Here is a 23,793-nt window from a genome sequence, read left to right as displayed (position 1 = left end):
GTGTTCGATTCTTGCGGTCTTTTTTGTATGAGGATGTTCTTGGACCAGCCGAATTTGCGGGTCATGCGGATGTAGAATTCTCGCTCCAGCGGGTCCTTGCAGCGCTCTAGAATGGCCAGGTTGTGGCTCCAACCGATTTCTCGCACCAGTGTGCGAGTTTTTCCAGGCCGGTGTACGCCTCGAAAAAGGCCTTCATCCGCCAGAGGTTGGAGGACGAGAAACCGCCCAAGCAGGACAGAGAATCACATTCATACCCGACCCTGCTCCAAATCGGATACGAACCGTTCCAGGTCGTTGGGCTCTCCTTCCCGGTAGTCCTCCGGATAGAGCAGCGCGGACATGTAGAAGACGCTGTTCAGTTTGAGCGCCGTGGATGCGCTCATGGAGAAGCGTTCGAGGCGGTAGTCGATCTCCTCTCGTTCCTCCCGCGGAAGCTGCTCCACGAAAGAGGCCATAGCCTTGGGCAGGCTCCGCAAAACCTCCGCCTTCTCCCGCATCCGCGTTCTGTAAAACCCGTCGTCGCCCCGGTCGTGCAGAGCCGCCAATGCCTCCGCCTCGACCCGACGGATCTCCTCGGCCACTCCGCTAAGCGCGGTCACGAGCCTTGTTCGTGCGTCGTCTGCCATGCATCGTCCTCGTTAACTTTATCTCGTGGTTTTCACAATGAGCGCTGATTCATAATTATTGCCGGGATTACCAAAAAGAACTCACTCACATTCACCTCACAAAATTCGTTCCAACTCCTCGGCAATGACGCGGCTTAATTCGGCAATGGTCCGACTCATGGCAGCGACAAAGTCTTCATAGGTTTCAGAATGTGTCTGCTCCAGGAATGAGAAGCCTCTTGCGAGATAGATCTTTTTTCCGTCATCGCTGAAGATACTCAATCGTCCGCTCAAAATCACCATGCCCCCCAACTCTCCATCGAAACGCAGCACCTCCACGCCGACGAGAAACCGTAAAGGGAGTCCAAAATTCTGGTTGCTATTGATGATTCCGTTGGTCTGGAGGAGGTGCGAAAGATTTTGGACCAGGGTTGATGTGATATTTACCCGGAGCGGTTCCGCCCAGCGCTGAAAATCATTCAGATAAATCGAATTCTCCCCGATCCGCGTCACGATCTGGGGTCTGTCCAGGTAGTCCGGGATCCTGACCGGAAAGACTCCGATCAGTCCGTCCTGCGCAGCCAGTTGCGGCAAGGGCTGCGGACTGAGCAGATAGAAGTCCGCAGGGTGGCTTCTCGTTGAGCAGCCGGAAAAACAAACCACTGCCAGGAGCAGGAAGGTGAAAAGAGTGGAAGCTTTGTATTTCATGGCTAGTTACCCCTTGGGCTGCCCTTGCCCCGCAGAAGCGATTCGGGCTGTCGGTTCAGTTGATCCGCCAGGTTGCGTAGGGTCATGGCCATTTTTTCAACCTCCTGCAACGTTTCCCTGACCTGAAACATCAGCGCGGAATCCGCCCTGGCTGAGACCCGCAATTCAGCGACCAATTCCTCCACGGTTGCGATCGTGCCGGAAACCATGGTGATGGCCTCCTGAAACTCCCGCGACACACTGGTGATGTTTTCGCCAGCTAGATGAATGAAGGATTGTCCATCGCCCACAGCCTCTTGCAAACTTGTTCCCAAGGCGACGATCTGTTTATCCGCGTGACCGATCAGCGTTCTCGAATCGCGCAAGGTTGCGGTCAGCTCGTCGCTTAATGGCTGGATCTGGGCATCCACGTTGCGAATCAGATGTTGTGCATCCTGGATAGCGGCGTTGATGTTCACAATGGTCTGGCGAAATTCCGGGGCCTCGGCAAAAGCAGCAATACTCTCAAGACTCCGGTTCATGTTATCGACGATTTCATGCAGGGGGATCTCCTGAAGTGTTTGGGTCAAGGCCTGCAACGTCGTCGGAACGGTGGGGATCTCCGGCATCTCCGGATAAGCATTGGTGTATACCGCGGGTCTGTCCAGGAAGAAATCCAGTTCAATCCCCAGTTGCCCGGTAACCAGACTCTGCATTTCCAGCCTGGCCCGCAGTCCGCGCTCCACCAGCCCGTCCATTACCTCGGCGTGCGTAGCACCGCGCCGGGCCAATTCATCGTATGTGTTCCGACCCAGGGTGCCTTTCAGGAATTGCACGAAGACCAGGACGATCATGTCCTGTTCCTCGATGTCGAAATGAATCTGGACGTCACTGACCTCGGCCACCCGCACGCCCCGAAAGTTCACCGGCGCGCCGACATGCAGCCCGCTGACCGTGCCCTCAAAGACCAGGACATAGGTGAATCGTTCCTGGAAAAACCTCCCGGAACCGAGAACCCCGACGGCCACGACAATCAGGGCGACCGCCCCCATCACAAACAGGCCGATCATGGTTTTGTTAGGGGCTTTGCTCATGAACCACCCCACAACAAGTCAGACATGCTGTTTTTCTCCGCGAGTCAAGAATTTGTGGACATTGAGATTGGGGGGAGCGGCAAGCAGTTTGTTCGGGTCGCCGTTGGCGGACATGGTGCGCTCTTCCACGTCCAGAAAGACGGAATTGTTGCCAATGGCGAAAATGCTGGCCAGCTCGTGGGTCACGATGACGATGGTCGTGTTCAGGCTTTCCCGGAGCTCCAGGATCAGGTCGTCCAGCATCCGGGAACTGACCGGATCCAACCCCGCCGAAGGTTCGTCAAAAAAGAGGATGTCCGGATCCAGGGCCATGGCCCTGGCCAGCGCGGCCCGTTTCTTCATTCCCCCGCTGATCTCGGAAGGAAGGAAATCCTCGAATCCGGCCAGGCCCACAAGGGCCAGCTTCAGGGCCACGACCTCCCTGACCTGCCCCGGCCCGAGCTTCGTGTACTGCTCCAGGGGCAGGGCGATGTTTTCCGCCAAAGTCATGGAACTCCAGAGTGCACCGCTCTGGTAGAGCATGCCGAACCGTCTCTGGATCGCTTCCCGGGCCTCGGCGTCCGCATCCCAAAAATTGACGTCTCCATGGAAGACCTGTCCCCTGGAGGGACGTTTGAGGCCGACCAGGATCTTGAGCAGGGTGCTCTTCCCGCACCCGCTGCCGCCCATGATGATGAAAACGTCCCCGCGGTTCACCGTAAAGTTGAGATCGCGCATCAGCACGAAGTCCCCGTAGCCCATTTCCAGGTTGCTCACGGTGATCACCGGTTCCGGCGCGGTCATAAGCCCAGCACCTCGCACATGAAGGTGATGATCGCCGTGGCCACGATAATCGCCACGATGCTCGTGACCACGGCTCTGGTCGCCGCGGCGCCCACGTCGGAAGCGCTTCTTCCGCACTGCATCCCGCGCAGGCAGCTGGCCAGGGCCACCAGCACGCCGAAGACCAGGCTGTGGAACAGTCCGATCCAGAAGGTGGTCAGGGTCAGGGCCTCCTGGGTCCGGTGCAGGTACTCGATGGGGTTGATGCCCAGCATGCCTACGCCCACGATAAACCCTCCCAGGATGCCCATCAGGTCGGCATACACGCAGAGCAAGGGCATCATCACGATCAGAGCGATCATCCGCGGCAGGACCAGAAACTCCACCGGGGAAATGCCCATGGTTTTCAGGGCGTCGATCTCCTCGTTGACCTGCATGGTCCCGATCTGGGCCGCGAACGCCGCCCCGGTCCGACCGGCCATGATGATCCCGGTCATGATCGCCCCCATCACCCGGACCATGGCAATGGCCACGATATCGGCCACAAACACCTCCGCGCCGAAGAGTCTGAGCTGGATGGCGCCCACGAAACCCAGGATCAGTCCGACCAGCAGGCTGATCAGGGAGACGATGGGCAGGGCTTGGCTCCCGCACTCCTGGAGCAGCAGCGAAAGGTCCGAGCGTCGGAACGTGGCCTTGCCGCGGACCATTCGGGCGAAGGCGATGGCCGTCTCTCCAAGAAAATCCACGGTCTCCCGCGTGGAGCGCCAAAAAGAGAGGGTTTGCGAGCCGACGCGGGGCAAAAAGGGTTCGCGCCTGCTCTCCTTCTTCGCTCCCGCTCTCGCGGGAACCGCCCTGGCCAGGACAAGCAGGCGCCGAACCCCCTCGGGCAACGCATCGGCGTCAACCTGAATCCCGGCTATGGAACAGTGCTCGATGATCTTGATCAGAAAGGTGAGCAGACCGCTGTCCCATCCGCTGATCCCCGTGTCTTCCAGGACCACGCCGCGAACCGGCGGCCTTGATGCGAATGCCTGAAGCAGTGGATCAATGGACGGCAGCCCCTTCTCCAGTTTCCAGTCCCCGGAAAGACCAATGGCGATGGTATCCGCACCGTACCTGTCGATACGTATCCGGGAGTCCGGACGGACGCTGTGTTCTTGAGTGCTCATCACATCCGTTGCATTCTTATTGCGTTATTCGCATTGGTCATGGAGTTGTACCCACACAGGGTCCGGAAGATGCCCGTTGGATAATGGTTAGCGGCTTATTAGAGGCGGATATTGCGGGCCGAGGGGGATGCGAGAGAAAGTGCCCTCTCGCATCCGCCGCAGATACGTCGGCCCGTTGATACGCATACAAAGAATAAGGCCTTCCCAGAGTTCTTTGAATCAGAACTTCCAGATCAGGTTGAGGGCGAAGACATGAATGGCGTTGGGGTCGTAGTCCCCCTTGAGCCGGCCCTTGAGCGGGCCGTCGTTTCTGTCTACCCCTCCATCGCCGAGATCAATGTACTGGTAGGCCCCACCGATGGTCACGTCTTCGTTCCAGTCATATTGCAAGCCGGAGGCCAGGCGGATCTGGCGGTCCAGGGCGAGTTCCGGGGTCCGGCCCTTGTCGCTGTCCACCGGCGAGGTGTCATAGGCCGCGCCGAAGGACCAGAGCCATTCCGGTGCGAACCGGAACTGGGCGCCCAGTGCGAAGTGCCAGGTGTCGTCGTACTCAAGGTCCTGCTTGAAGGACCGCGCCTGCAAGGATCGCAGGCCGATTTCCTGTTTTCCGAACTTGCTCCACTCCTGCCAGCCGATATTGCCCAGAATGGCCCAGCGGGGCGTGAGCTGGTGGTACCCGCTGACCATGACGGACTGCGGGACGGTCATCTTCAGGTCCACCTGGCTCCCGGCAAGCCCGGTCATGGCGAAAAGGCCCTGAAGCACGGGCCCGGCCCCGCTCACGCTGGCCACATCCTCAAATTCCAATTCAACCTCGGAGCGATAGGTGATGCCGAAACGGGTACCCGGCCTGGGCTCCAGGAGGATCCCCAGGTTGAAGCCGTAGGCCAGGTCGTCGTCCTCCAGCCTGAGCTGGCCGTCAGGCAGGCCTGTCTGGCCCGGAATCGCGGCGTTGTTGATCGCGACCTTCTGTTTCAGTTCCGCGTACATGATGCTGAACCCCGCACCCACCGAAAGCCAGTCGTTGATGCGGTAGCCAATCCCGGGGTTCACGCCGAAGGTGAGCAAATCCGCCTCCGTGATATAGTAGCGGCCCGCCCAGTCCTTGCCGTAATCCACACCTAGCCCGAAATAGGACCCCGCACTGATTCCCAAGCTTAAGTCCGGGGTCACCCGGTGCACGTAGTGCAGGCTGCCGGTCGGCACGAACCCGCCGGCATTGCCGCCGTCGCCGCCGCCGAAGCTGGAGAATTCCGTGTTGAATTTTGCATTGACGTAAAGCCCCTGCAGAGCCACCAGCAACTGGGACCGGTCAAGATTGGTCATGCCTGCAGGGTTGGCGGCGGCCGTGGAGGCGTCGGAGGCCAGAGCCGCCTTGCCGGCGGCAGCCGTGCCGACATCCGGCGAACCTGTTTCATACAGCCAAAGACCCGCGCCAAAAACCGGGGTGCCCACCAGAAGAGCGGCCATCAAGGCCAGGCCGAGTACGCATCTATTCATTGCCATGCCTCCTTTCGGTTTAACTGAGTGTTGCAAAAGTCCTTATTTCGCAGTCAGTTCAAAATCCCAAGTGCAAGAAACTCAGTAGAGCGTGCAGACCCCAAAGGCGACGTTGCCGACAAGGTCTCCCGAGGCGGTCAACACCATCCGGCCGGTATCCTCCATGATGGCGATGGTCCAGCCGAAGCCATCCTGGATATCTTCATATCCCTCTTCGGCCCCCTGTAGGATGAGCTTGTTATCGATTGACTGAACGCTCATGATCGGGCTCTTACGGAACTCTTCGCCTTCATCCTTTTCTTTGTCCTTGATGATCTTGTTTTTGACGCAATCCAGAAAATTCGCGGCAGGTTGACCTCCTCGGGGGTCACTCTATGGCAACCCTCTTCCATGGTTCATTCCGTAAAATCAATGACGGTGCAGACCAGCGGACGGGTGCCGTCAAAGTCATCGGCCGCGGAGAGCGGCGGCAGAGCCAAAACAAATACCAAAACCAACAGAACGACACATATTGCTTTCATGAGGTTCCTCACGATTATGTTTCAATTGGGCGAACGGCAAACCGAAGCCGCATGCCAGATCAGTGGACGGTGTAACCCTTACCCTGCAAACAGGCCTTGAATGCGCGGTCGAACCGGTTTAAAGGTGCGCGAACGTGCAACAAAATAGCCATCTGGAATTTCTTCTTCATAATCTGGCGGCAGCAGCAGATACTTGCCGCCTTGCCCCTGATCCGGGCCAGCCATGCCAAAATCGACGACAAACCTAAAATAGGCATCGTTGGCCATGCCCAAGACCTGCGGCGGGATCTCAACTACGGTTGGCCCATCCCGCTTCAGGTCAACATTGCCAACAAAATAAAATGCTTTCGGTATTCCCAGTTAAAATCAACGGAGTGGCGTCAAGCAAATCTGCGGCAACCCCAAGGTCAGAGCATGCCTTGCACCCAAATCCTTTTTCCTGGCCCTCAAGCAGTGAATACATGGACATGGCCGGCATGAATTCAAGGTATGCTTGGCATGCCCGCTGAAAATCAAGCGCGTTGAAAAGTTTCTGAGCTGACTCCTGGGTTGGATACCCGCCCAGTGCAAACTCAAAGTCGCCGATCGGCGTGGTCAGGTTGTCTATACTCATCGTATCATCTCCTGATGTTCAATGGCTGGCGAACGTATGAAGCGTGATGGTCATGTTTGACTCCTTTCTCGGGTTTGGGACGTGGATCTCGCGTCTCTGCCGTGAGTTACCTCGGACTTATCTGGGAAAAAGAAACTGGACCGACAACCTGAGAGACCAGTCGGCCCCGAAGTCCGGCTTTTCCACGTTGTAATAGGCTTGCAGCGAGGTGTTTACGGGCTGGCGCCCGAGGAAGAACAATCTGCCCACCCCGCCCCCCACGGGAACGGTCCAGGTCTGGTTGCTGTCCGCTTCCCAGTTGGCGGTGATGATCGGCGCGGAGGTCAGGAACCAGCCGCCGGGAAAATTGTAGTTGATGAAGGGTTGAATCAGGGACGTATTGACATCGTCCCGGGCGCTGTCCCCGGCAAAGGACCAGATGTGGTTGGCGAGCACCCCGAAGAGCCAGGGGCCGCGGATGGTCAAGGCGACCGCTGACGGCCCGGCGCCCCACTGCTCGGACCCCAGCTTGTCGTCCGTGGCCGACGGCAGGAGCAGGACCGGCCCGGCGCCCCAGATGATCCTGCCCGGGCTCGCCGGGGAGAGAAATGCCGTGAAGACCGTGTCCCCCAATCCGAACGTGCGGTCATCCCCGGGAAAGAGCGCAGGCTGGCTGATGACCGGCAGGATGGTCCGTGTGATCAGGTTCCAGTTCTGCCCGAGCGAAAAGGGTATGACCGGCTGGATATTGAGTATGTTCTGGGTCTTTTCCAGCGGGCCGAAATTGAAGTTGGTGTTGTTCTGGAAGGGAAGGCTGATGACGTTGGCCACCGGGTTCTGCGCGGCTTGGGCCAAGTCATATGCCAAATCCTCACCGGGTTGAGGAATCTCATACCCAAAAGCGAGACCATGATCTGAAATGGTCGTGGACGCGCTGAACAGCAGGGCAAGGCATGCCACGGACCAAAATTTTCGAAACTTCATAATTTCCTCCTGAATCCGCTATTTTTTCAACTGGCGTTTGCTCCAAATCATATACGGCATGGACACGACGCCTCCCAAAACCAGGTAGGTTACGAGGGTGGGCACAAATTCCCGGCCGTAGTCGGACAACCCCGCGATGAAGAGCGCCAAGCCAAAGTTGCGGGCAATGCTGGTGATGGCCAGCACCGCCCGCTTCTCCTGGGTCGGCCCGCCCAGGAAGTGGCCGGATGCCAGCGAGAGAGCCACCATGAGCACAATGGCCATGGTGGCCGACCAGCCCAGGTTCAGCATCATCCGCAGATCAGGGGCGATGGCCAGCACGACCACCACCAGCAGCAACAGGATTATCAGCAGGATGTTGCCCAGGATCCGCAGCGGGTTGCCGATCCGTTCGGCGATGTCGGGGAGAAAATACCGGACCAGGAAACCGGCGATGACCGGCAGAAACGTGACCTGTGCAACCTGGCGGGCCACGTCCAGGGGCGCCACCCTGTCGATCACCAGATCGAAGATGGAATAAAAGACCGCGAGGATCAGCGGGGTGACGACAACCGCCAGCAGGGCCAGTGTCAGTTGGAGATTCACCCCGTATTCCATCTCCCCGCCGGCCATTTCGACCCGTTTGTAGCCGACCGGAGCGCCGGGAGCCGCCGCCAGCACCGCGAGGCCCGTGGCCACGGCGGGCGGCAATGAAAAGACCCACACCAGAACGACCACGATGCCAGGGACCATGACGAGGACAGACATCAAGGAGCGCACCATCAGGACGGGCTGCCGCAAAAGATACGTTACCTGCCGGAACGAGTGATTGACCCCAAGGGCAAACATCAGGCTGAATATCGTTGCGGTGATAAAAATGCCGATAATCGGATTATCCATAAGTTCCCCACACTGCTTCAATGATGTCCAAGGACGCTAGGCCCAGCTAAGGGACACCGCCAGGCTGTAAAGCGGAAGGACCCGCCGCTGGAAGAGCGCAATCAGCGCGAAGATGCCGATGACCAGCAGGATCAGGGCCACGATTTTCGCCAACGGCTTGGAGTCGGCGTAGGTGAACTCGCTGGCCTGGATCTGCCTCAAAACCTTTGCATGCTGGATCACCCCGCCCAGGATGCAAAGCATCCCCAGAATGATGAAACTTATCCCGAATATGAGGGGGGCGTGCATATCGTCGAGTAAACGACCGGTTCTCTCCAATGTTTCGTAATGAATGTATTCGTACGACTTGGCAATGGCGAACCCGAAGCCGATCAGCGAGATGGCCGTGCGGATCCAGGCCATGAGTGTCCGGTCATAGGCCGCCCGGTTGCGCTCCTTGGCCAGTTCGTTCGTGAGATTCACCGTCACCGTGACTCCATCTTCGTCTGTTGGCATGTCTCCACCCCTTTCCAAGTTGATTCCTTGATCAGTGCGAGACGTCCGGCTTCTCCGCGGCTGGAACGCCATGCTGCCAGGGCCAGTGTCCCGTGAGCTCCATCTCGATGATCACATGCAAAAAAGTTCGTACTATCACCAGGCCCATGAGCAGCCCCAGGCTTTTCAAACTCTGCTCGATAACCATGGTCAGCACGAGGTCGGCGGCCACCAGAAGGTCGAGAGCCAGCAGCAGGGTGCGCCCGAAGCCCTTGCGGAACTCACTGTATGCGCTGGAATGCTTCACCGGTCGCAACCACTGAATAATCATGCGGAAACCAAAATAAAAAAAACCGCCAATCAACACGCCGACTGCGAGCGTTTCAAATAACAACACCACCATTTTAAAGAATTCCGTCATTAACGCCCTGCCTCGTTGGATGCGTCGAAGACAACCTGGTCGGAGAACCAGAGCTGCCTGGAGAACTGGAGAACCAACGGAGGCTCTTTCCCGCAGGTCTGGGGGGCATGTCTGGGGACCCCGCGCGCCCCAGCAGACCGTGATCTCCGTGGTGCAGTCTATGGCCTCGAAAGTCCGGTGTTGCTCCGGAGTGATGAGCCGAAACAGCAGGAATCCGCCAGTGCACCGTCTCCATGATGCGGTGCATTGGCCGGATCCGGTTCGGGTTAGTCAATGTTCAATGCCTGTTCCATCTTTTCAAGTATCTGGTCGATGCTGAAGCTCGCCGGTTTCATCCGCGGCGGAAACTGCTTGAAGGTTTCAAGGAAATCTTTCACGATGAATTGAGCCCCGTACATCATAAACGCCCGGTCGATCATCCAGTCCCAGTACGTGTTGGAGGTGGTGTCCGCCCGCTCGAATGGGTCGGTGCGCAGATTGAAAAACTTCGGGATGCGCAGGAAGACGAAGGGCTCAGCCCAGATCTGGACCGTGCCGATGCAGCGCTGCTCGGCAAAGACGAACTTCCAGTTGTCGTAGCGTAGTCCGACCAGATCGCCGTCGTCCGAGAAGTAGATGAAACCCGGTCGGGGTCCCTTCTCCGCCTCGCCCGTCAGGTGCGGCAGGAAATTGTACCCGTCCAAATGAACTTTGAATGTTTGGTCACCGACTGCGTGGCCTTTCTTCAGCTTTTCGCCGATCTCCGGTTCACCGGCCGCGGCCAGTAACGTCGGCAGCCAGTCCTGCTGCGCGATGATCTCGTTCGAGATCGAGCCCGCCTTGATCTTTCCGGGCCAGCGCACCAGCATCGGCACCCGGAAGGCGCCCTCCCAGTTGGAATTCTTCTCGTTCCGGAAAGGGGTCATGGCGCCGTCGGGCCAGGTGTTCATGTGCGGTCCGTTGTCAGTGGAGTACACCACGATCGTGTCTTCGGTGATCCCGAGTTCGTCCAGGTGGTCCAGCAACTGGCCAATGTGCTTGTCGTGCTCCACCATGGTGTCGTGGTAGAAGGACTGCCAGCGCCCGGCTTGCCCAAGAATCTCCTTGGGCGGGTGGACGCGGAAGTGCATCCAGGTGGTATTGAACCACACGAAGAAGGGCTTCTCCTCCTTGCTGGCGCGCGTGATGAAGTCCTTGGCCGCACCGAGGAACTCCGTGTCGCAGGTCTCCATGCGCTTCTTGGTGAGCGGCCCGGTATCCTCGATTTTTTGCTTCCCGACCCGGCCCCAGCGCGGGTGCTCGGAGGAATCGTCCGTTTCCGTCGCCCAGGCGTGGATGACGCCGCGGGGGCCGAAGATCTTCTTGAAATTGGGATAATCCTCCTCCTTCGGGTAATCCACGTTCTCGGGCTCCTCCTCGGCGTTCAGGTGGTAGAGGTTTCCGAAGAATTCATCGAACCCGTGGACAGTGGGCAGGTACTTGTTCTTGTCGCCGAGGTGGTTCTTTCCGAACTGCCCGGTGACGTAGCCCAGCGGTTTGAGCAGCTCCGCAATGGTGACATCCTCGGCCTGCAGGCCGATATCCGCGCCGGGCATCCCCACCTTGGTCAGACCGGTGCGGTAGGGGCTCTGGCCGGTAATAAAGGAGGAGCGGCCGGCGGTGCAGCTCTGCTGCCCGTAGGAATCAGTAAAGCGCATGCCCTCGTTGGCGATGCGGTCGATGTTGGGCGTGCGGTACCCCATCAACCCGTCGCTGTAGCAGCTCAGGTTGGTGATGCCGATGTCATCTCCCCAGATGACGAGAATGTTGGGTTGCTTCTGTTTGGCCATACAAATTCTCCTGATTGTTTAGGTTGATGGTGTCCGGAGCAAACCATGACACCTCTTATATTTGAGCCCGCTGCCGCAGGGGCAGGAGGCATTGCGGGAGATTTTCCCGGAGCCCGGCCGCGACTGCTCCTCGGCCTGCGCCAGCAGGTTCATCACCTGTTCGGCCGGCCGGCCCCGGCGCAGCAGCTCGGCCAACAGCTTCAGGGGCGTGTCGGCGTGCTCGAAAAAACTCTTGTAGCCGGCGCAGAGGTAGTTCAGTCCGGGCTCGCCCTCCGGGGTGGTCAGGAAGCGGTTCCTGGGGCATTCCCCGTGGCAGGCGAAGCGCACCGCGCATTCGTGGCAAAGACGCGGAAGGCTCTCCAGCTTGGCCCGCCCGAACTTCTGCTGCCGCTCGGAAGTTGCCAGGTCCGCCATGGGAGTCTTCAGGATATTGCCGAGCAGGTGGCCGGGCTCGACAAAGTGGTCGCAGGCGTAGAGGTCGCCGTTGTGCTCCAGGGCCAGGCCATGACCGCAGGTGGGGTCGAAGACGCACATCCCGGAGGACCCCAGTCCGAGCCAGGAGCGCACCGCGGCCTCGAAGGTCTGGACGAAGACCTTGCCCACATCGTTGCGGACCCACTCGTCGAAAACGGCCGTGAGAAAATCCCCCCACTGCTCAGGCGTTACGCTGCGTTCCGAGACGCCGGTTCCCTCCTGGTGGGGACTGACCACTCCGCCCTGCATGCGCTCGATGGCCGGGATGAACTGGATCCAGCTCACGCTCGCCTCGTCCCGCAGAAATCGGTAGACCTCAAGGGGGACTGCGGCGTTGTTGCGGTTGACGGTGACGAGGACGTTGGTCTCGACCCCATGCCGCTGCAACAGGCGCAGGCCGTGCAGCACACGGTCGAAGGTCGGTCCCTGGGCCTTGTCCTTGCGATGAATGTCGTGGATCTGGCGTGGACCGTCGATGCTGATGCCCACAAGGAAGTTGTTCTCGCGCAGGAAGGCGCACCAGTCGTCCGTCAGCAGGGTGCCGTTGGTCTGGAGCGTATTCTCGAAGTGCATCCCGGGGCGGCGGTGCTTGTCTTGCAGTTCAACTGCGCGGCGGAAAAAATCCAGCCCCATCAGGGTCGGCTCGCCACCCTGCCAGGCCACCGCGACCGTATCCGTGCGGTGGGCGGCGATGAGCTGCGAAAGATAGGCTTCCAGGACCTCGTCTCTCATCCGGAAGCGGCTTCCCGGGTAGAGGCTCTCTTTCTTGAGGTAAAAGCAGTAATCGCAGTTCAGATTGCAGGTTGAGCCTGTCGGCTTGGCCAGCACATGAATGCGCCCGGGAAGAACGGTTTTGGAAAGATCGGTATTGGTCATAGGATCCCAAGCATCAGCTATCGGTCAGCCGTTGATTGTCCGGATTGAGGGCCCTGAATCCCGTGGATTCCGTAACCGTATGGATCGCCATCTCCGGCGGCCGGCTCAACAGACACTTTGCCCCGAGCAGTACTGAAAATCGGCTCGATTGCAGGTGATCATCCAGCGCCACGCGGGTTTGCCAGGCACTGATCAGCAGAAAAACCGACTCATCCCCCACCTGCTGGTAGAGGCCCGACTCCAGGCAGCCCGCCTCCGATTGGATCAGCGAGGCAAGCGACTTGAGGGTCTGCTGCACTTCCCTGCGTTTTTCCGCCATTGAATGCATCTTGACAAAGGTTATGAACATGGGGCCTCCGTGAGCGGTTACCCGACGATCGAATGTGCACTGACACCAGACCTGCTTTTCTATTATCCTCAATCCCTCGCGCAGGTGCCTTGAACCGAAATGAAGACGGAACTCGTATAAAAGGCCCCGGTCAGAACCCCGTTCATGGAAGCGAAATGGTTCCGAAAATCGGCCGAGGGTATTACCGGAGGTTCATGGATGATACCCTGTTGCCGGCTGAGGCGGGTGATTGTTGTCCATGTGCACCTCACATGCGCATAACAATATGCATGCCAAGGGGCTTGCTGCTGATCTGGACAAGCAATCTCTCGGAATAACAGTATGATTTTTTGGTTTGCTCCTGGGAGGAGCACCCCATGGGGTTCCGCGATGCTGCGCGAAATATCAAGGAGATGCGATATGTCGCGGAAAAGAGATGTGGCTCACGTTTTCTTGATGCCGAGCTTCCGCATCCGTGAACGCAGAGTGGAGGGGTTGATCATGAGAATGGCGGCAGCGCCTTTGGGACCGTCGATACGCTGATTGGTCTGTTCCAGCACCTTGATGATGTGCTCGGTTTCGACCTCCTGGAGGCTCATCAAATGTCCGTTTTCGTCACCGGCTGGTGCAACTGGTGACCGGACAAGGTTTTCCGCGAGGTGCAGCTTCGGCCCCGAACAGCTGATGATCGCCCGTTCGATGACATTCTTCAGCTCGCGTATATTTCCCGGCCAGGGATATTCCTGTAGCTGATTCAGAACGCCTTGCGGGATGAATTCAATCCGCTTGCCCATCCGTTTGGCGGTCTCTTCCATGAAAAACTGCGCCAACAGGGGGATATCCTCCTTTCGTTCCCTGAGTGGCGGCACCGAGATTGGGAAGACATTCAGACGATAGAAGAGGTCTTCGCGGAATCGGCCCAGTTGGATCTGGGTCTCCAGGTCACGGTTGGTGGCGGCGATGACGCGGACATCGACATGTATCGTCACGGAGCTTCCGAGCCGTTCGAATTCTCCTTCCTGAAGCACTCTGAGCAATTTGCTCTGCAGATCCAGGGAAAGCTCGCCAATCTCGTCCAGGAAGATGCAGCCGCCGTTGGCTAGCTCAAAGCGTCCAATGCGGCGCGATCCGGCCCCGGTAAAGGCCCCTCGCTCGTGGCCAAAGAGTTCGCTTTCAATCAGGTTCGCCGGCAAGGTGGCGCAGTTGACCTTCACAAGAGGGCGGGCCTTGCGCAGGCTGTTGCTGTGGATGGCGCGGCAGATCAGCTCTTTGCCGGTCCCGGTTTCGCCCAGGACCAGCACACTCGAGTCGGTTGCGGCCACCTGTTCGATTTTGAAGAGCACGTATTGGATGGCCGGGCTGCGGCCGATGATGCCTTCGAAATTGTGCTCCTGTTGAATTTCCTCCTGCAGATAGGCCGTTTCCGCCTCGAGCTTGTTCTTCAGTGACTCGATCTCCGTGAATGCTTTTTGCAGTTCGATTTCGGCAAGCTTGCGTTCCGTATTTTCGATCAGGGAAAGAATCGCCCCGCCCTTCCTGCTGGAAAACGGGACAACCCTCATGATGAACCACTGTTTCCAGTCCGGCGCATGGCTGGGGTACTCCAGGGTGAACTCCGTGCTTCTTCCTTCCAGCACGGACAGGACGCCCTCAAGCACGGATTGGGCCTGAGGATCGCCACTGTCTGCCGCCTGACGGCATACGGCGAGATAATCGTCGCCAAAAACGCTGGCCTCCGCGCATGGGGTGGCCTTATCGGCCGCATAGCGCCTCCAGCTCGCATTGACGTCCAGGACATGCCCTTGCCTGTCCAGGACCGCGATGTGGTAGGTCAGGGAATCCAGAATCTGTCGATTGAATTTCTGGCTCTGCTGGAGGGCCGTTTCAAAATGATTGCGACCCAGGCTGTTGGCGATGATCTCGGCAATTATCGAGTAGCGACGGATATCTTCCGGCGACCATTTCCGGGAGCTTCCAACCATGGCCAGGGTCAGGAGTCCATGGTTACCCTTCCCGATGTCAAATGGGATCAGCACTCCAGATCGAATGCCCTGCGACGTCAGATAGGCCTTCTCCGTTTCCGCCGACTCCGGCAACTCATCCAGGTTGCCAAAATGAACCAATCTGGCTGCAAGAAGTTCTTCCCGAATCCAGGTCATCCTTCGGAGATCGATCTGCTCCGGCACCGACGGGGAATCCTGCGTGGCATGGAAGTGCTTCGCCAAAATCTGCATCCCGTCTTCGGAAAACTCAAACACCCCGACCCGGTCCACATCCAGGGCCTCTCCGACAAATTTCACCGTCTCGGCGATCTGTTCGGACACCCTGCCGGGAGCGGTCAACGCGAAACGGGCGGAGAGGGTGGCCAGATGCTTCTCGAACTCCAGCTGTTGGGCGAGCGCCAACTCCGCCTGGCGGCGCTGTTTTCGCTGGATCAACAGAAATGAGACCAGACCGCTTTGCAGTAGAAAGAGGATCAGGGCGCCGAATGCATGGCGGTGATACAGGTCCCAGAAGGAGGGTGTCCTGAAGAGAACGAGGCTTCCGGCGGGCAACCCATCCTCGCTGATTTGCCAGCGCTGCAACTGCCGCCAGTCGAACTTGTGCAGATGGACGCCATAGCCAATGGACACGGTGTGGGGGAGCACACCCCCCTGGAGGATCTGCGATCCGACATCAGCGGCCTTGCGCCCGATCATCTCGAAGCTGAAAAGCCATCCGCCCAGGACGCCAGAGGCCATGTAGGAATCAAAACAGATGTAAACCGGGACGCTGGAGGCCTCGGCCAGAAGGGCGGCGACTTCAGCGGTGACATACCCGCGACCCTTGGCGTCCAAGATAAAGGTGCTCAGCAGAACAACGGTATCCGGAGGCAGCTCCCGGACCTGTGCTTCGATCTCCTCCAGAGGCAAGTGATTCAGGTAGGTGAACTCAAGGCGGTCGGTGAACGGTTTGGCTGCGTTACGGAACAATCCCAACAAGGCAAGATCTGTCGTGGAGACCCCGGTGATGAAGACAACCCACTTGGTCCGCGGCTGAACCTTGAGAATGAGCTCCAACTGACCTGCAAAATCAACTTCCGCGAGCACTCCGGTGAAGTTCTCGTCAAGATTGATCTGTTTGAGCTCTTGCGGCAAGACCGCGGCGTAGACAACCGGGACCAGCGGGAAGAGTTCGTCGCCGTGCTCCACTGCGAACCGAAGGGCGGGACTGCCGATCGTGATCACCAGATCGAGCTCGACACCCGAATATTTTCCACGAAAGAACTCAAGCAGGCCATTGTGATGGTCCGGGCTGAGATCACGGTAAAAATCCATGTACTCGATGTAATACTCGATATGCGGGTCAGGGCTGAGGGCAAAGGTCGATTTGATGCCCTGGTTGATCAAGGCATAGGCCGGCAGGTGGCTCGGGCCGGGAAACAGCACCAAGACATTTTTATTGGTTCCCGGAACGGCTTCGGCCTCAGGCAACGGTGGAAGACACAAAAGCAGGGCAAGCACAAACAGGAAAAGCCCTGAAAACAACGGTGCCAGGAGGGAGCGGCGGATGGGTTTGAAACGGTTGTTGCTCATGGAGACATGAACCCTGCAAAGGGAGCGTTGGAGTGCATCCGAGTATGATCGGACCCGGCGACATGTGCCAGGAGCAATAGCAGGTTGGTCATGCCAAGTTGTGGTCCGCGGACCGGCTAAAACTGAAACGGCTGGGAAATCATCATCTGGATGCCGACTCCTTCCGTGGAATAGGCGGCATCAATCCGGGCCACGATTCCTTTGGCCCAGGCCCGGATCCCCAATCCGGCGCTCCAATTCATGTCCGTGTGGAGATCCGCCGCATTCCAGGTTGGAGCCACCCGTCCGACCTCGACAAACGGGGCGAACTGGATCCACTCAATCCCGACATACTGCTGGAGCCAGGTCCAGCGGTCAAAGGGGTTCCATTCGGGGATCATGCGCAGTTCGGCTGCGTAATAGACAGCGGCCTTGTCGTTGAAACGCTGGGTTGGGAATCCACGCATCCGCCACAGCCCTCCCAGGGTTGAGCCGGTGTAGGCCGGTGGGTTGTTGGCAATGGAGCCATCGGTTTTTTCATCCCAGGATGGAGAATAGGAGGTCCAAGAACTGAGCGCAAGAACTCCTTGACGAAACCGTTTGCCCAGATGAAGAGGAATATAGAGGTCCAGCTCGGTTTCGAGATTGGTCCAGGAATTGGAGCTGTCCAGCCAGCCATAATCGCGTGAGTATCGGGCACGCAGCCCGAAGCCGCGAGAGGGGTTGGCGTAGAAGTCGCGGTTGTCCCAGAAGATCGATAAATCCAGGCCGTTGGTCTTCAGGTCCGTCTTCAGTTCATCCCCATCGATCTGTTGCCAACGGTAGAAGGGCCTCAGTTCCAGGTACGTCCTCCCGCTCTCCAGCGGGTTCAGGGAATCTCCTCCGGCGGCGCCGGACACGAGTAGCCCGTTTTGAAGATGGAAAGCGCCAATGATCCGGTCGCGGCCGTGACCGGTCGGAAGGAGGTATTTGAATCGCAACCGCAAGAAATTCTCCCAGCCGTTGCCTTCGAGGAAATTATCCGGGTCCGAATCATTGCCGCCGGCACGTTCGTTGGGGAACTTGGGGTTGCCGTCGATAAACGCCTTGGCATTCTTGAAATACCCGACCGAGACAATCGGATCCATGAAAAGCCGATCGATAGATGGCATCTGCAGGTCCCGGCCCATGAGAAATCCCATGGCCGAGCCTTTGGTCCCGGCGATTGCAGTTGCCAGCAACGTCGCCTGCTTCTGGGGCCGCCCGACCACCCCATGCACATACCCCGCAGCAAAGCCAAAATTCTCGTTGAAAAAGGCGTAGGGCAGGCTGAGGGTGCTTTCCACCTCCTGACCGTCCGGGCCGACCCGTATCCCCTGGCCGAAAACCGGGGATACGGGCATCAACGCCACAACAACGAAAAAATGCAGTGTCAAAACAGAGCACTGTCGAACAACTAATCGAAATTTGAAGGATGAACTTCCATCAATGGACTGGGTTCTTCTGTTCATGAATTTCAATTTCCGATCATGCATTCAACAGGTTCACGGCCAGCGGATGGCCTGATGAAGTCAAAACCAGTAGCTGACCCCGCCAATAATCGACCAGGCAGGATCGACGTCGTCCGATCGCAATTCGTTTTCGTGACGATCATACACGGTAACTGAGCGTCCGAAGAATCGTCGCAGGCCCAGGCTGAGCCGCAACTGGTCCATCGGCGCGTATTCCAGGTGTAGTCCGATGATCATGTCTTCATTCTTGATAAAGCCGTTTTTGGCAAGCGCATTATCCTGATCGAGGCTGTAGATGCCCAGGTCGAACTCGAAATCCAGCCTCGTGGAGAGATGCTTGTTGAAGCGGTAGCGGACCATGGTTTCAGGGATGCCGATGGCTCCGGAAAATCCGGTGGGTGCATCCTTGTTCCAGTTCACGCCGATCACCGGGTAAACAATCGTATCAACGGGATGATACAGCATTCCGGCCCCGCCATAGAGCGTGAACCGCTCATTGAAGGGATAGAACCCGATAATCTGGGGGTTGTATGTCCAGGACTTGGAGCGCACTGTATCCTCGAACCCGGCGATGGCCTTGAACTTGGCCCAGAGGCTCCAACCTGATGCCATGACGTGGTAGTACTGCAACCCGGGCGCAATGGCAGTCAAGGCATCCCAGGGCTTTTCTCCCTGCCGCCCGGCATATTGCTTGCCGTTTCGCCAATCGTATTGATCGTGGTCGACCTCCAGGAGGAGAACCTTCCAGCGCAATTCTGCGGAGTAGCTGGTCCTGGCGAAGGATGCATCCGAGCTGTCGATGTTGGCATACCCCGTTCTTTCGACGGCTAAGTGCGTCTTCAGAGTTTGTGTCCTGGCTCTCTCCAACTCGGTATCGTCACTGGCCCAGCCACTCGCTGCGAAAACAACAATGAACAAGACCCACAGGCACAGCCTGATCTTCTGAACGATACGCATAATTTCTCCTGTTTTGTGCCGATGTCTCCATGTCTCGGCTCGGTTACGGCATGAGAATGCCGGGTTGTATCACACACCATTCCTGGCAATCAGGAAGGCCCCCGCTACTGCTCCGTCTGGACCTGGATGGTCCTGAAGAGAAGCAGCAGCCCGATGATCAATGCGAAGATCTCACCCCCCAAGGTCAGGATCACTGACATCAGGTTCATCATATCCACCTTTGATACCAGGTTGGCCACCGGAACCCCGGCGGACTGCATGGACGCATAACCGGCTGAGGGGGCAGAAAGCAAAGAGAAGAGCAAGGCGCCCACTTCAAAAAGCAGCACAAGCATGGAAAAAAGAATTGCCAGACTTGCCGCCGTCACCCCGATCCAGACGGTTTTGCGCAGTGAGGACTCGGAAGGACGGGATTCAGGATCCTGGAGGCGGAGGGCAATTCGGCCATAGCGGTGGAACCACAGGGCCAAAAAGACCAGGAGCAGGACACCGGCCGTGGAAAAGAAGCGGATCAGGGGCAGACCGGAAGGGACGATATCGGGCGACTGGCCGGGGAGGACCAGGGTGTATGCCATGATCATCAGCGGAAATATCCCCGTCGCCACCAGGACCCAGAACCCGCTGCGCCCCCATCGGGAAAAGGCCTTGGCCAGGGTTTCGCTTCTGGAGGATATCAGTGTTTCCGTCAGTTTTTCCAACATCACTCGGCTCCTTCCTTCGGTTAAATGTATTGTCTGGAAAAACAGGTTTTTCATTTGAACGGTGGAATTTCCCCAGATCCATTATGAACAGCCAATAGGATTGATTATCATGGGTTGCAGCCCAACCGGGCGATTACTCTCGTCATCTCTTCCGGCAATGAGATTCCAACTTTCATGCCAGGGATATTTTCCCTTTGATTTTGGTGCATTTAGCCAGATAAACTAATATTTTTACTATGGGTGGCAGGCAGCGGGGTTCTTCGGCATCTGGATAATCCGCGAAATATCGAGAAAGTGTTGCATGTCGCAGAAATGGTCTCAGCGGGAACTTTCATCTTCAGTGGAAGCCCATAAGATTCGATCCGAGGATGTCTGGCGAAAAGGCACTGGAAAAAATGAGCATTGCTGCGAAACTTCACGAAAGCTGCCATTGGGCGCTGTATGCTCGTGGGCCGGAAGCCCGCGCACCCAGGTAATGCATGCATTTCTGAGTGCGCAGGAGTTGGGCAAGGGTGGAACTTTAGCGGTTCAGGGGGCAGGTCGTTTTGCTTCGCCCTTGCTCGCGTCTGTCGGAGCGGATGTGACTATCACTCAGGAATGCCTGCCTCGAATTTCATCGCGTAGGGACGATCTCCGAAACAGCGGCTAATTCAAAATCGCAGCCAGGATTTCGGTCTTTTGGCGCAACAAGGCAGACGTCATGGCTTCCAGGAATGTATTCCGCGAGTCCGCACCATGCATCAGCCAAGTCCGGATCTACGGCTCCAAATGATCCCGGACACCTGGTCATCTTGATCACTTCCTGACTTTCTTCTTCTTTTTGCCTGCCCGCAAATGGTCGTCATCATCCAGAAGAGTCACCGTGGCAGCGACGGCGGCTTCAATCAGCAGGAGCTGTTCATGACTGAATGGCTGCACTGTTGCGTCAGATGTTTTCGAAACTGATCGGGCAGCCCCAGGACTTTCCAGCCTTTTAGGCTCTCCTTTGGCCTCGGCGATCATCTCTTTGCCATCATGGACATCCGCGCTGCCCTCGACGTCCGTATTTGACGGCATATCCGGCTTCAGCATCTGGGCCACTTGTTCAGGGGCGAGGGTTTTTCCCAAACCAGGAAAATTTGACAGGTCGACTTTCACAGACCTGCAGGCAAAGTCGATCCCCTTTTCGGCCAAGGCCTTTCGGAGGAGTTCCAAGGATTCACGCTTGATCTTGAACTGGGTGCCGGGCTTGGCCGTGAACTTAATCCCAAACTGCATGACCGAGTCCTGAATGCCTTTGCACCCTTGGGACTTCAGCGGCTGGAGCATGTTGGGTCCCATTTCCGGATCAGCCATGATGGTCTTGTTCACCTCTTTAACCACCTTTTTGACCAAAGCGGGGTCAGTGCCCAGGGGCAATGGAATCTTGTATTTCACAGTCATGGGGCCGCGGGTGAAGTTGATCACGGAATTTATGTTCCCATAGGGGACCACATTGAGTGAGCCGAGAAAATGGCGAAGCGAAATTGTGCGCAGCGACATCTTTTCAACGTATCCTTCCCTATCGTCCATCCTCACGTAGTCGCCCACACGAAAGGTGTCGTCCATGAGAAAGAAAACCCCGGCCACGATGTCCTTGACCAGGGATTGGGAGCCTAAACCGATGGCTAGACCGAAAATGCTTGCCCCAGCCAGCATCGGCCCGATGTTCAGTCCGAGAGAGGAGAGCACGATCAGGAAGGTGACAACGAACAAAAAAACGCCCACGGTTTTCTTGAACAGCGGCAGCAAGGTTTTTGTGCGGGCAAGTGACCCGCCAGAGTCTTTTCCTTCAGGGACTGTCTGAAGTCTCCGCTCGATATAACTCTTAATGAGTTCCCAGATCAGATGCACCGCGAGCAGGGTAAAGAAAATCTCCAGTGCCGCACGGGTCACGGCTTCGCCCAGGGGAAGGCTTATGCCCCGAAGATTCAGTAGAAAGGTTACAAGCACAAAGGCGATAACCAAGCGGACGACCCGGCGCGCTACGGGGAGTTTTTGCTTGATCGCGGCAAAGGGAATAATGCTGTCGTCACCTTTCTGCTCACCATTTTGAAAACTCGGGGTCTTGTCATCCTGTACATCTGCTTTCGTAACGTCTGACGGAACCTGCACATCGTTTTTTTTCTCCTCAGAGATTCTTCGAAACAGGAGTTGGACCAGCTCATCCAAGAGGAAATACAGAGGAATGATGATCAGGCTGCCGACATAGGTGAACCCTGGACTTGGTTGACCGGTGACCCAAAGGCGAAGAACCCAGTATGCGGATACCAGGAGGAAATAGAGAATTGCCGCCAGATGCCAAAGGTTGGCGAACATCAGGCGCAGTGAGCTCGGATTGTCCGGGTCGGGTGCATTCTCGCGAATTGTAAGGGCTACGGTATTCTTGAAATACAAGATCGCCGCGATGATCAGGATGCCTAGGACGCTCTCTTTAATGGTGGCCAGCAGGAGGATCACCCCTTCGTCACCATGGGCCTTTGCAACCATCTCGTAAAGGATGCGGGTGATCAGGCCCACAATGACAGTGGCCTTGATCCAGTTGTAGACCTGGGATGTCGTCGCGTCCCCAAGCCGCATCAACCGCAGATTTTGGTTGTGCGGCGCAAGAAAAAAAATCGCGACCAGGAAAACGATCCGCGCGGCAATGATCGCCTCTAAAATGAGGCTCAGAAACAATCTGGGCGGGCTGTCCGTTTCATGCAGCAGAACCAGGATTAAAATGGAGCCCGCCGCGAAAGCCAACACGTTCAAACTTCGCAAAATGGCGTGCAGGATGTTCAGGGCGACTTTGTTCAGCAACCCTATACTCTCGGAATCAGGTACGTTGCTGATTGCTGGCCTGACCCTGCGCCGGAAGATCCATTCCGCCAGCAAACCGGCGCCGATCATCAGCAGCAGGCTGCCCACAAGGCCCAGAAAGCCCAGAAAACCTCGGCCATCCGAGGGCAGGGCAAGCGCGCGGAACAGCTCTCCGCCTGTTTTGGGTACTGCCGCGGCGATTGTCCGAAGGTTCTCGCCCATCAGAAAAACCTTTTCCCGGACTCGCTCGGAAAACGTGGGGACGATGAGCTCCGTCTCGTCCCTGGCCTGGGCCTCATGGTGCAGCCTAGCCAGCAACTCTTCCCGGACCTGGACGTCGCTCAACCTGGCGACTTCGGCATCAACCCTCTCCGAGGGTATTGCAGCTGGAAGATTTCCCGCCACCAACGGCACATTCTGTTCCGCCATCGCGAGGCAGGAGAGTGCCACAACATTCAGAATGCCAAAAAGAACAAACGACACCAACGTGATGAGCAGCTTTGACTTCCGCATAGCCTCTCCTTGAGGTGATAGAGGATATGCAAGTTTTGTACTCGAGCTCACAGCGACATCCCCCAAGAACGGATGCTTGAGGGAACCGGTCTCACCCGCCAGCAACACAGGCGGTGATCCAAGCCCTCGGCTGCCTGGAGGGATCGTTCCATATTTTCGATTCCTCGTGGACGGTATTTCCGTAACTGCTCAAAAACTTGTTGCAAACAACGGGATAAATCCTGGGAGCACCGCACCCCAGTGCGGCAAAGGTGTAACGCACTCAGGGCAAAGTTCCGGCTGGAGCATGGCCCCCGTAGCTTTCTCACGAAACTCCGCGTCGATGGAATATCCTTGCACAGGGAACTTCATCGCCCGATCTTTTTGAGCAATTACGTATTTCCGCATGCACCTGGTTGGGTATTCGAGGGCATCGACAACGAGCGAGGCCTTGATTTGCATTGCGCGGATTCGTTGTTTTGCGTGAACTTCTGCAGCTCAAGACTGCCGAGTCCGTCCCGACCATTCGTCCTTGAGCCGGACTCGAAACAGGCTTCTGCTTGAAGCACATGACAAGATTTCTATCTGGGTTCTGAAGAAGA

General features: G+C 57.3%; 22 protein-coding genes and 1 pseudogene. All 23 read right to left on the bottom strand.

Translation table 11 applies throughout. The features are described from left to right. Positions 1 to 83: 83 nt before the first annotated feature. Positions 84 to 146, bottom strand: a pseudogene (locus ACYQ15_RS08085) (hypothetical protein); the annotation flags it as partial. Positions 147 to 248: 102 nt separating this feature from the next. Then, positions 249 to 626, bottom strand: coding sequence for a hypothetical protein (locus ACYQ15_RS08080; RefSeq protein ID WP_459937012.1), 378 nt, complete (start codon positions 624 to 626; stop codon positions 249 to 251). A gap of 96 nt (positions 627 to 722) precedes the next feature. Beyond that, complete coding sequence (locus ACYQ15_RS08075; protein ID WP_459937011.1) at positions 723 to 1,313, bottom strand: PqiC family protein; 591 nt, start codon at positions 1,311 to 1,313, stop codon at positions 723 to 725. 2 nt (positions 1,314 to 1,315) lie between these two features. Next, the gene (locus ACYQ15_RS08070) at positions 1,316 to 2,386 is read right to left on the bottom strand and encodes an MlaD family protein (protein WP_459937010.1); all 1,071 of its coding nucleotides are present in this window, start codon (positions 2,384 to 2,386) and stop codon (positions 1,316 to 1,318) included. Positions 2,387 to 2,404: 18 nt separating this feature from the next. Next, complete coding sequence (locus ACYQ15_RS08065; RefSeq protein WP_459937009.1) at positions 2,405 to 3,169, bottom strand: ABC transporter ATP-binding protein; 765 nt, start codon at positions 3,167 to 3,169, stop codon at positions 2,405 to 2,407. Beyond that, complete coding sequence (locus ACYQ15_RS08060) at positions 3,166 to 4,320, bottom strand: MlaE family ABC transporter permease (RefSeq protein ID WP_459937008.1); 1,155 nt, start codon at positions 4,318 to 4,320, stop codon at positions 3,166 to 3,168. The genes ACYQ15_RS08065 and ACYQ15_RS08060 overlap by 4 nt, the downstream gene beginning before the upstream one ends. 219 nt (positions 4,321 to 4,539) lie before the next feature. Continuing rightward, complete coding sequence (locus ACYQ15_RS08055) at positions 4,540 to 5,820, bottom strand: OmpP1/FadL family transporter (RefSeq protein WP_459937007.1); 1,281 nt, start codon at positions 5,818 to 5,820, stop codon at positions 4,540 to 4,542. Between the two features lie 81 nt (positions 5,821 to 5,901). Next, complete coding sequence (locus ACYQ15_RS08050) at positions 5,902 to 6,081, bottom strand: hypothetical protein (protein WP_459937006.1); 180 nt, start codon at positions 6,079 to 6,081, stop codon at positions 5,902 to 5,904. Between the two features lie 134 nt (positions 6,082 to 6,215). After that, positions 6,216 to 6,341, bottom strand: coding sequence for a hypothetical protein (locus tag ACYQ15_RS08045; RefSeq protein ID WP_459937005.1), 126 nt, complete (start codon positions 6,339 to 6,341; stop codon positions 6,216 to 6,218). Between the two features lie 78 nt (positions 6,342 to 6,419). Further along, positions 6,420 to 6,629: a DUF1254 domain-containing protein gene (locus ACYQ15_RS08040; RefSeq protein WP_459939557.1), complete on the bottom strand. Its 210-nt coding sequence runs from the start codon at positions 6,627 to 6,629 to the stop codon at positions 6,420 to 6,422. A 31-nt stretch (positions 6,630 to 6,660) separates the two neighbouring features. Then, the gene (locus ACYQ15_RS08035) at positions 6,661 to 6,954 is read right to left on the bottom strand and encodes a hypothetical protein (protein WP_459937004.1); all 294 of its coding nucleotides are present in this window, start codon (positions 6,952 to 6,954) and stop codon (positions 6,661 to 6,663) included. A 117-nt stretch (positions 6,955 to 7,071) separates the two neighbouring features. After that, positions 7,072 to 7,917 (bottom strand): transporter, encoded by an 846-nt coding sequence (locus tag ACYQ15_RS08030; protein ID WP_459937003.1) that lies wholly within the window; start codon positions 7,915 to 7,917, stop codon positions 7,072 to 7,074. A gap of 18 nt (positions 7,918 to 7,935) precedes the next feature. Further along, complete coding sequence (locus tag ACYQ15_RS08025) at positions 7,936 to 8,796, bottom strand: bile acid:sodium symporter family protein (protein WP_459937002.1); 861 nt, start codon at positions 8,794 to 8,796, stop codon at positions 7,936 to 7,938. A 36-nt stretch (positions 8,797 to 8,832) separates the two neighbouring features. Further along, entirely contained in the window at positions 8,833 to 9,291 is a 459-nt protein-coding gene (locus ACYQ15_RS08020; RefSeq protein ID WP_459937001.1) for a YidH family protein, read from the bottom strand. Positions 9,292 to 9,322: 31 nt separating this feature from the next. Then, positions 9,323 to 9,691, bottom strand: a complete 369-nt coding sequence (locus ACYQ15_RS08015) for a DUF1622 domain-containing protein (protein ID WP_459937000.1) — start codon at positions 9,689 to 9,691, stop codon at positions 9,323 to 9,325. A gap of 266 nt (positions 9,692 to 9,957) precedes the next feature. After that, a complete protein-coding gene (locus ACYQ15_RS08010) occupies positions 9,958 to 11,499 on the bottom strand; it encodes an arylsulfatase (protein WP_459936999.1) in 1,542 nt (513 codons plus the stop codon). 18 nt (positions 11,500 to 11,517) lie between these two features. Next, on the bottom strand, positions 11,518 to 12,849 hold the full coding sequence (locus tag ACYQ15_RS08005) for an anaerobic sulfatase maturase (protein WP_459936998.1): 1,332 nt from the start codon (positions 12,847 to 12,849) through the stop codon (positions 11,518 to 11,520). A gap of 13 nt (positions 12,850 to 12,862) precedes the next feature. Continuing rightward, positions 12,863 to 13,198, bottom strand: a complete 336-nt coding sequence (locus tag ACYQ15_RS08000; RefSeq protein ID WP_459936997.1) for a putative quinol monooxygenase — start codon at positions 13,196 to 13,198, stop codon at positions 12,863 to 12,865. A gap of 422 nt (positions 13,199 to 13,620) precedes the next feature. After that, the gene (locus ACYQ15_RS07995; RefSeq protein ID WP_459936996.1) at positions 13,621 to 16,752 is read right to left on the bottom strand and encodes a sigma 54-interacting transcriptional regulator; all 3,132 of its coding nucleotides are present in this window, start codon (positions 16,750 to 16,752) and stop codon (positions 13,621 to 13,623) included. A 116-nt stretch (positions 16,753 to 16,868) separates the two neighbouring features. Then, entirely contained in the window at positions 16,869 to 18,113 is a 1,245-nt protein-coding gene (locus tag ACYQ15_RS07990) for a BamA/TamA family outer membrane protein (protein ID WP_459936995.1), read from the bottom strand. Positions 18,114 to 18,281: 168 nt separating this feature from the next. Further along, complete coding sequence (locus ACYQ15_RS07985) at positions 18,282 to 19,178, bottom strand: DUF6268 family outer membrane beta-barrel protein (protein WP_459936994.1); 897 nt, start codon at positions 19,176 to 19,178, stop codon at positions 18,282 to 18,284. A 104-nt stretch (positions 19,179 to 19,282) separates the two neighbouring features. After that, positions 19,283 to 19,879: a DUF3611 family protein gene (locus ACYQ15_RS07980; RefSeq protein ID WP_459936993.1), complete on the bottom strand. Its 597-nt coding sequence runs from the start codon at positions 19,877 to 19,879 to the stop codon at positions 19,283 to 19,285. 795 nt (positions 19,880 to 20,674) lie between these two features. Next, positions 20,675 to 23,212 carry a mechanosensitive ion channel domain-containing protein gene (locus ACYQ15_RS07975; protein WP_459936992.1) on the bottom strand — a complete coding sequence of 846 codons (2,538 nt, stop codon included), beginning with the start codon at positions 23,210 to 23,212 and terminating at the stop codon, positions 20,675 to 20,677. Between the last annotated feature and the right edge of the window lie 581 nt (positions 23,213 to 23,793).

This window comes from Desulfonatronum parangueonense, assembly GCF_054656975.1.
Note: the sequence above shows the minus strand (reverse complement) of the source record. Positions and strands in the feature narration are given on the sequence as shown.

What these genes read in the sequence shown, in the direction of transcription:
- ACYQ15_RS08055 (WP_459937007.1), bottom strand. Translation starts at nt 5,820, where the DNA reads ATGAATAGATGCGTACTCGGCCTGGCCTTGATGGCCGCTCTTCTGGTG.
- ACYQ15_RS07985 (WP_459936994.1), bottom strand. Translation starts at nt 19,178, where the DNA reads ATGCGTATCGTTCAGAAGATCAGGCTGTGCCTGTGGGTCTTGTTCATT.
- ACYQ15_RS08025 (WP_459937002.1), bottom strand. Translation starts at nt 8,796, where the DNA reads ATGGATAATCCGATTATCGGCATTTTTATCACCGCAACGATATTCAGC.
- ACYQ15_RS08050 (WP_459937006.1), bottom strand. Translation starts at nt 6,081, where the DNA reads ATGAGCGTTCAGTCAATCGATAACAAGCTCATCCTACAGGGGGCCGAA.
- ACYQ15_RS07990 (WP_459936995.1), bottom strand. Translation starts at nt 18,113, where the DNA reads ATGCCCGTATCCCCGGTTTTCGGCCAGGGGATACGGGTCGGCCCGGAC.
- ACYQ15_RS08060 (WP_459937008.1), bottom strand. Translation starts at nt 4,320, where the DNA reads ATGAGCACTCAAGAACACAGCGTCCGTCCGGACTCCCGGATACGTATC.
- ACYQ15_RS07975 (WP_459936992.1), bottom strand. Translation starts at nt 23,212, where the DNA reads ATGCGGAAGTCAAAGCTGCTCATCACGTTGGTGTCGTTTGTTCTTTTT.
- ACYQ15_RS08070 (WP_459937010.1), bottom strand. Translation starts at nt 2,386, where the DNA reads ATGAGCAAAGCCCCTAACAAAACCATGATCGGCCTGTTTGTGATGGGG.
- ACYQ15_RS08080 (WP_459937012.1), bottom strand. Translation starts at nt 626, where the DNA reads ATGGCAGACGACGCACGAACAAGGCTCGTGACCGCGCTTAGCGGAGTG.
- ACYQ15_RS08045 (WP_459937005.1), bottom strand. Translation starts at nt 6,341, where the DNA reads ATGAAAGCAATATGTGTCGTTCTGTTGGTTTTGGTATTTGTTTTGGCT.
- ACYQ15_RS08020 (WP_459937001.1), bottom strand. Translation starts at nt 9,291, where the DNA reads ATGCCAACAGACGAAGATGGAGTCACGGTGACGGTGAATCTCACGAAC.
- ACYQ15_RS07995 (WP_459936996.1), bottom strand. Translation starts at nt 16,752, where the DNA reads ATGAGCAACAACCGTTTCAAACCCATCCGCCGCTCCCTCCTGGCACCG.
- ACYQ15_RS08075 (WP_459937011.1), bottom strand. Translation starts at nt 1,313, where the DNA reads ATGAAATACAAAGCTTCCACTCTTTTCACCTTCCTGCTCCTGGCAGTG.
- ACYQ15_RS08010 (WP_459936999.1), bottom strand. Translation starts at nt 11,499, where the DNA reads ATGGCCAAACAGAAGCAACCCAACATTCTCGTCATCTGGGGAGATGAC.
- ACYQ15_RS08005 (WP_459936998.1), bottom strand. Translation starts at nt 12,849, where the DNA reads ATGACCAATACCGATCTTTCCAAAACCGTTCTTCCCGGGCGCATTCAT.
- ACYQ15_RS08000 (WP_459936997.1), bottom strand. Translation starts at nt 13,198, where the DNA reads ATGTTCATAACCTTTGTCAAGATGCATTCAATGGCGGAAAAACGCAGG.
- ACYQ15_RS08030 (WP_459937003.1), bottom strand. Translation starts at nt 7,917, where the DNA reads ATGAAGTTTCGAAAATTTTGGTCCGTGGCATGCCTTGCCCTGCTGTTC.
- ACYQ15_RS08065 (WP_459937009.1), bottom strand. Translation starts at nt 3,169, where the DNA reads ATGACCGCGCCGGAACCGGTGATCACCGTGAGCAACCTGGAAATGGGC.
- ACYQ15_RS07980 (WP_459936993.1), bottom strand. Translation starts at nt 19,879, where the DNA reads ATGTTGGAAAAACTGACGGAAACACTGATATCCTCCAGAAGCGAAACC.
- ACYQ15_RS08035 (WP_459937004.1), bottom strand. Translation starts at nt 6,954, where the DNA reads ATGAGTATAGACAACCTGACCACGCCGATCGGCGACTTTGAGTTTGCA.
- ACYQ15_RS08015 (WP_459937000.1), bottom strand. Translation starts at nt 9,691, where the DNA reads ATGACGGAATTCTTTAAAATGGTGGTGTTGTTATTTGAAACGCTCGCA.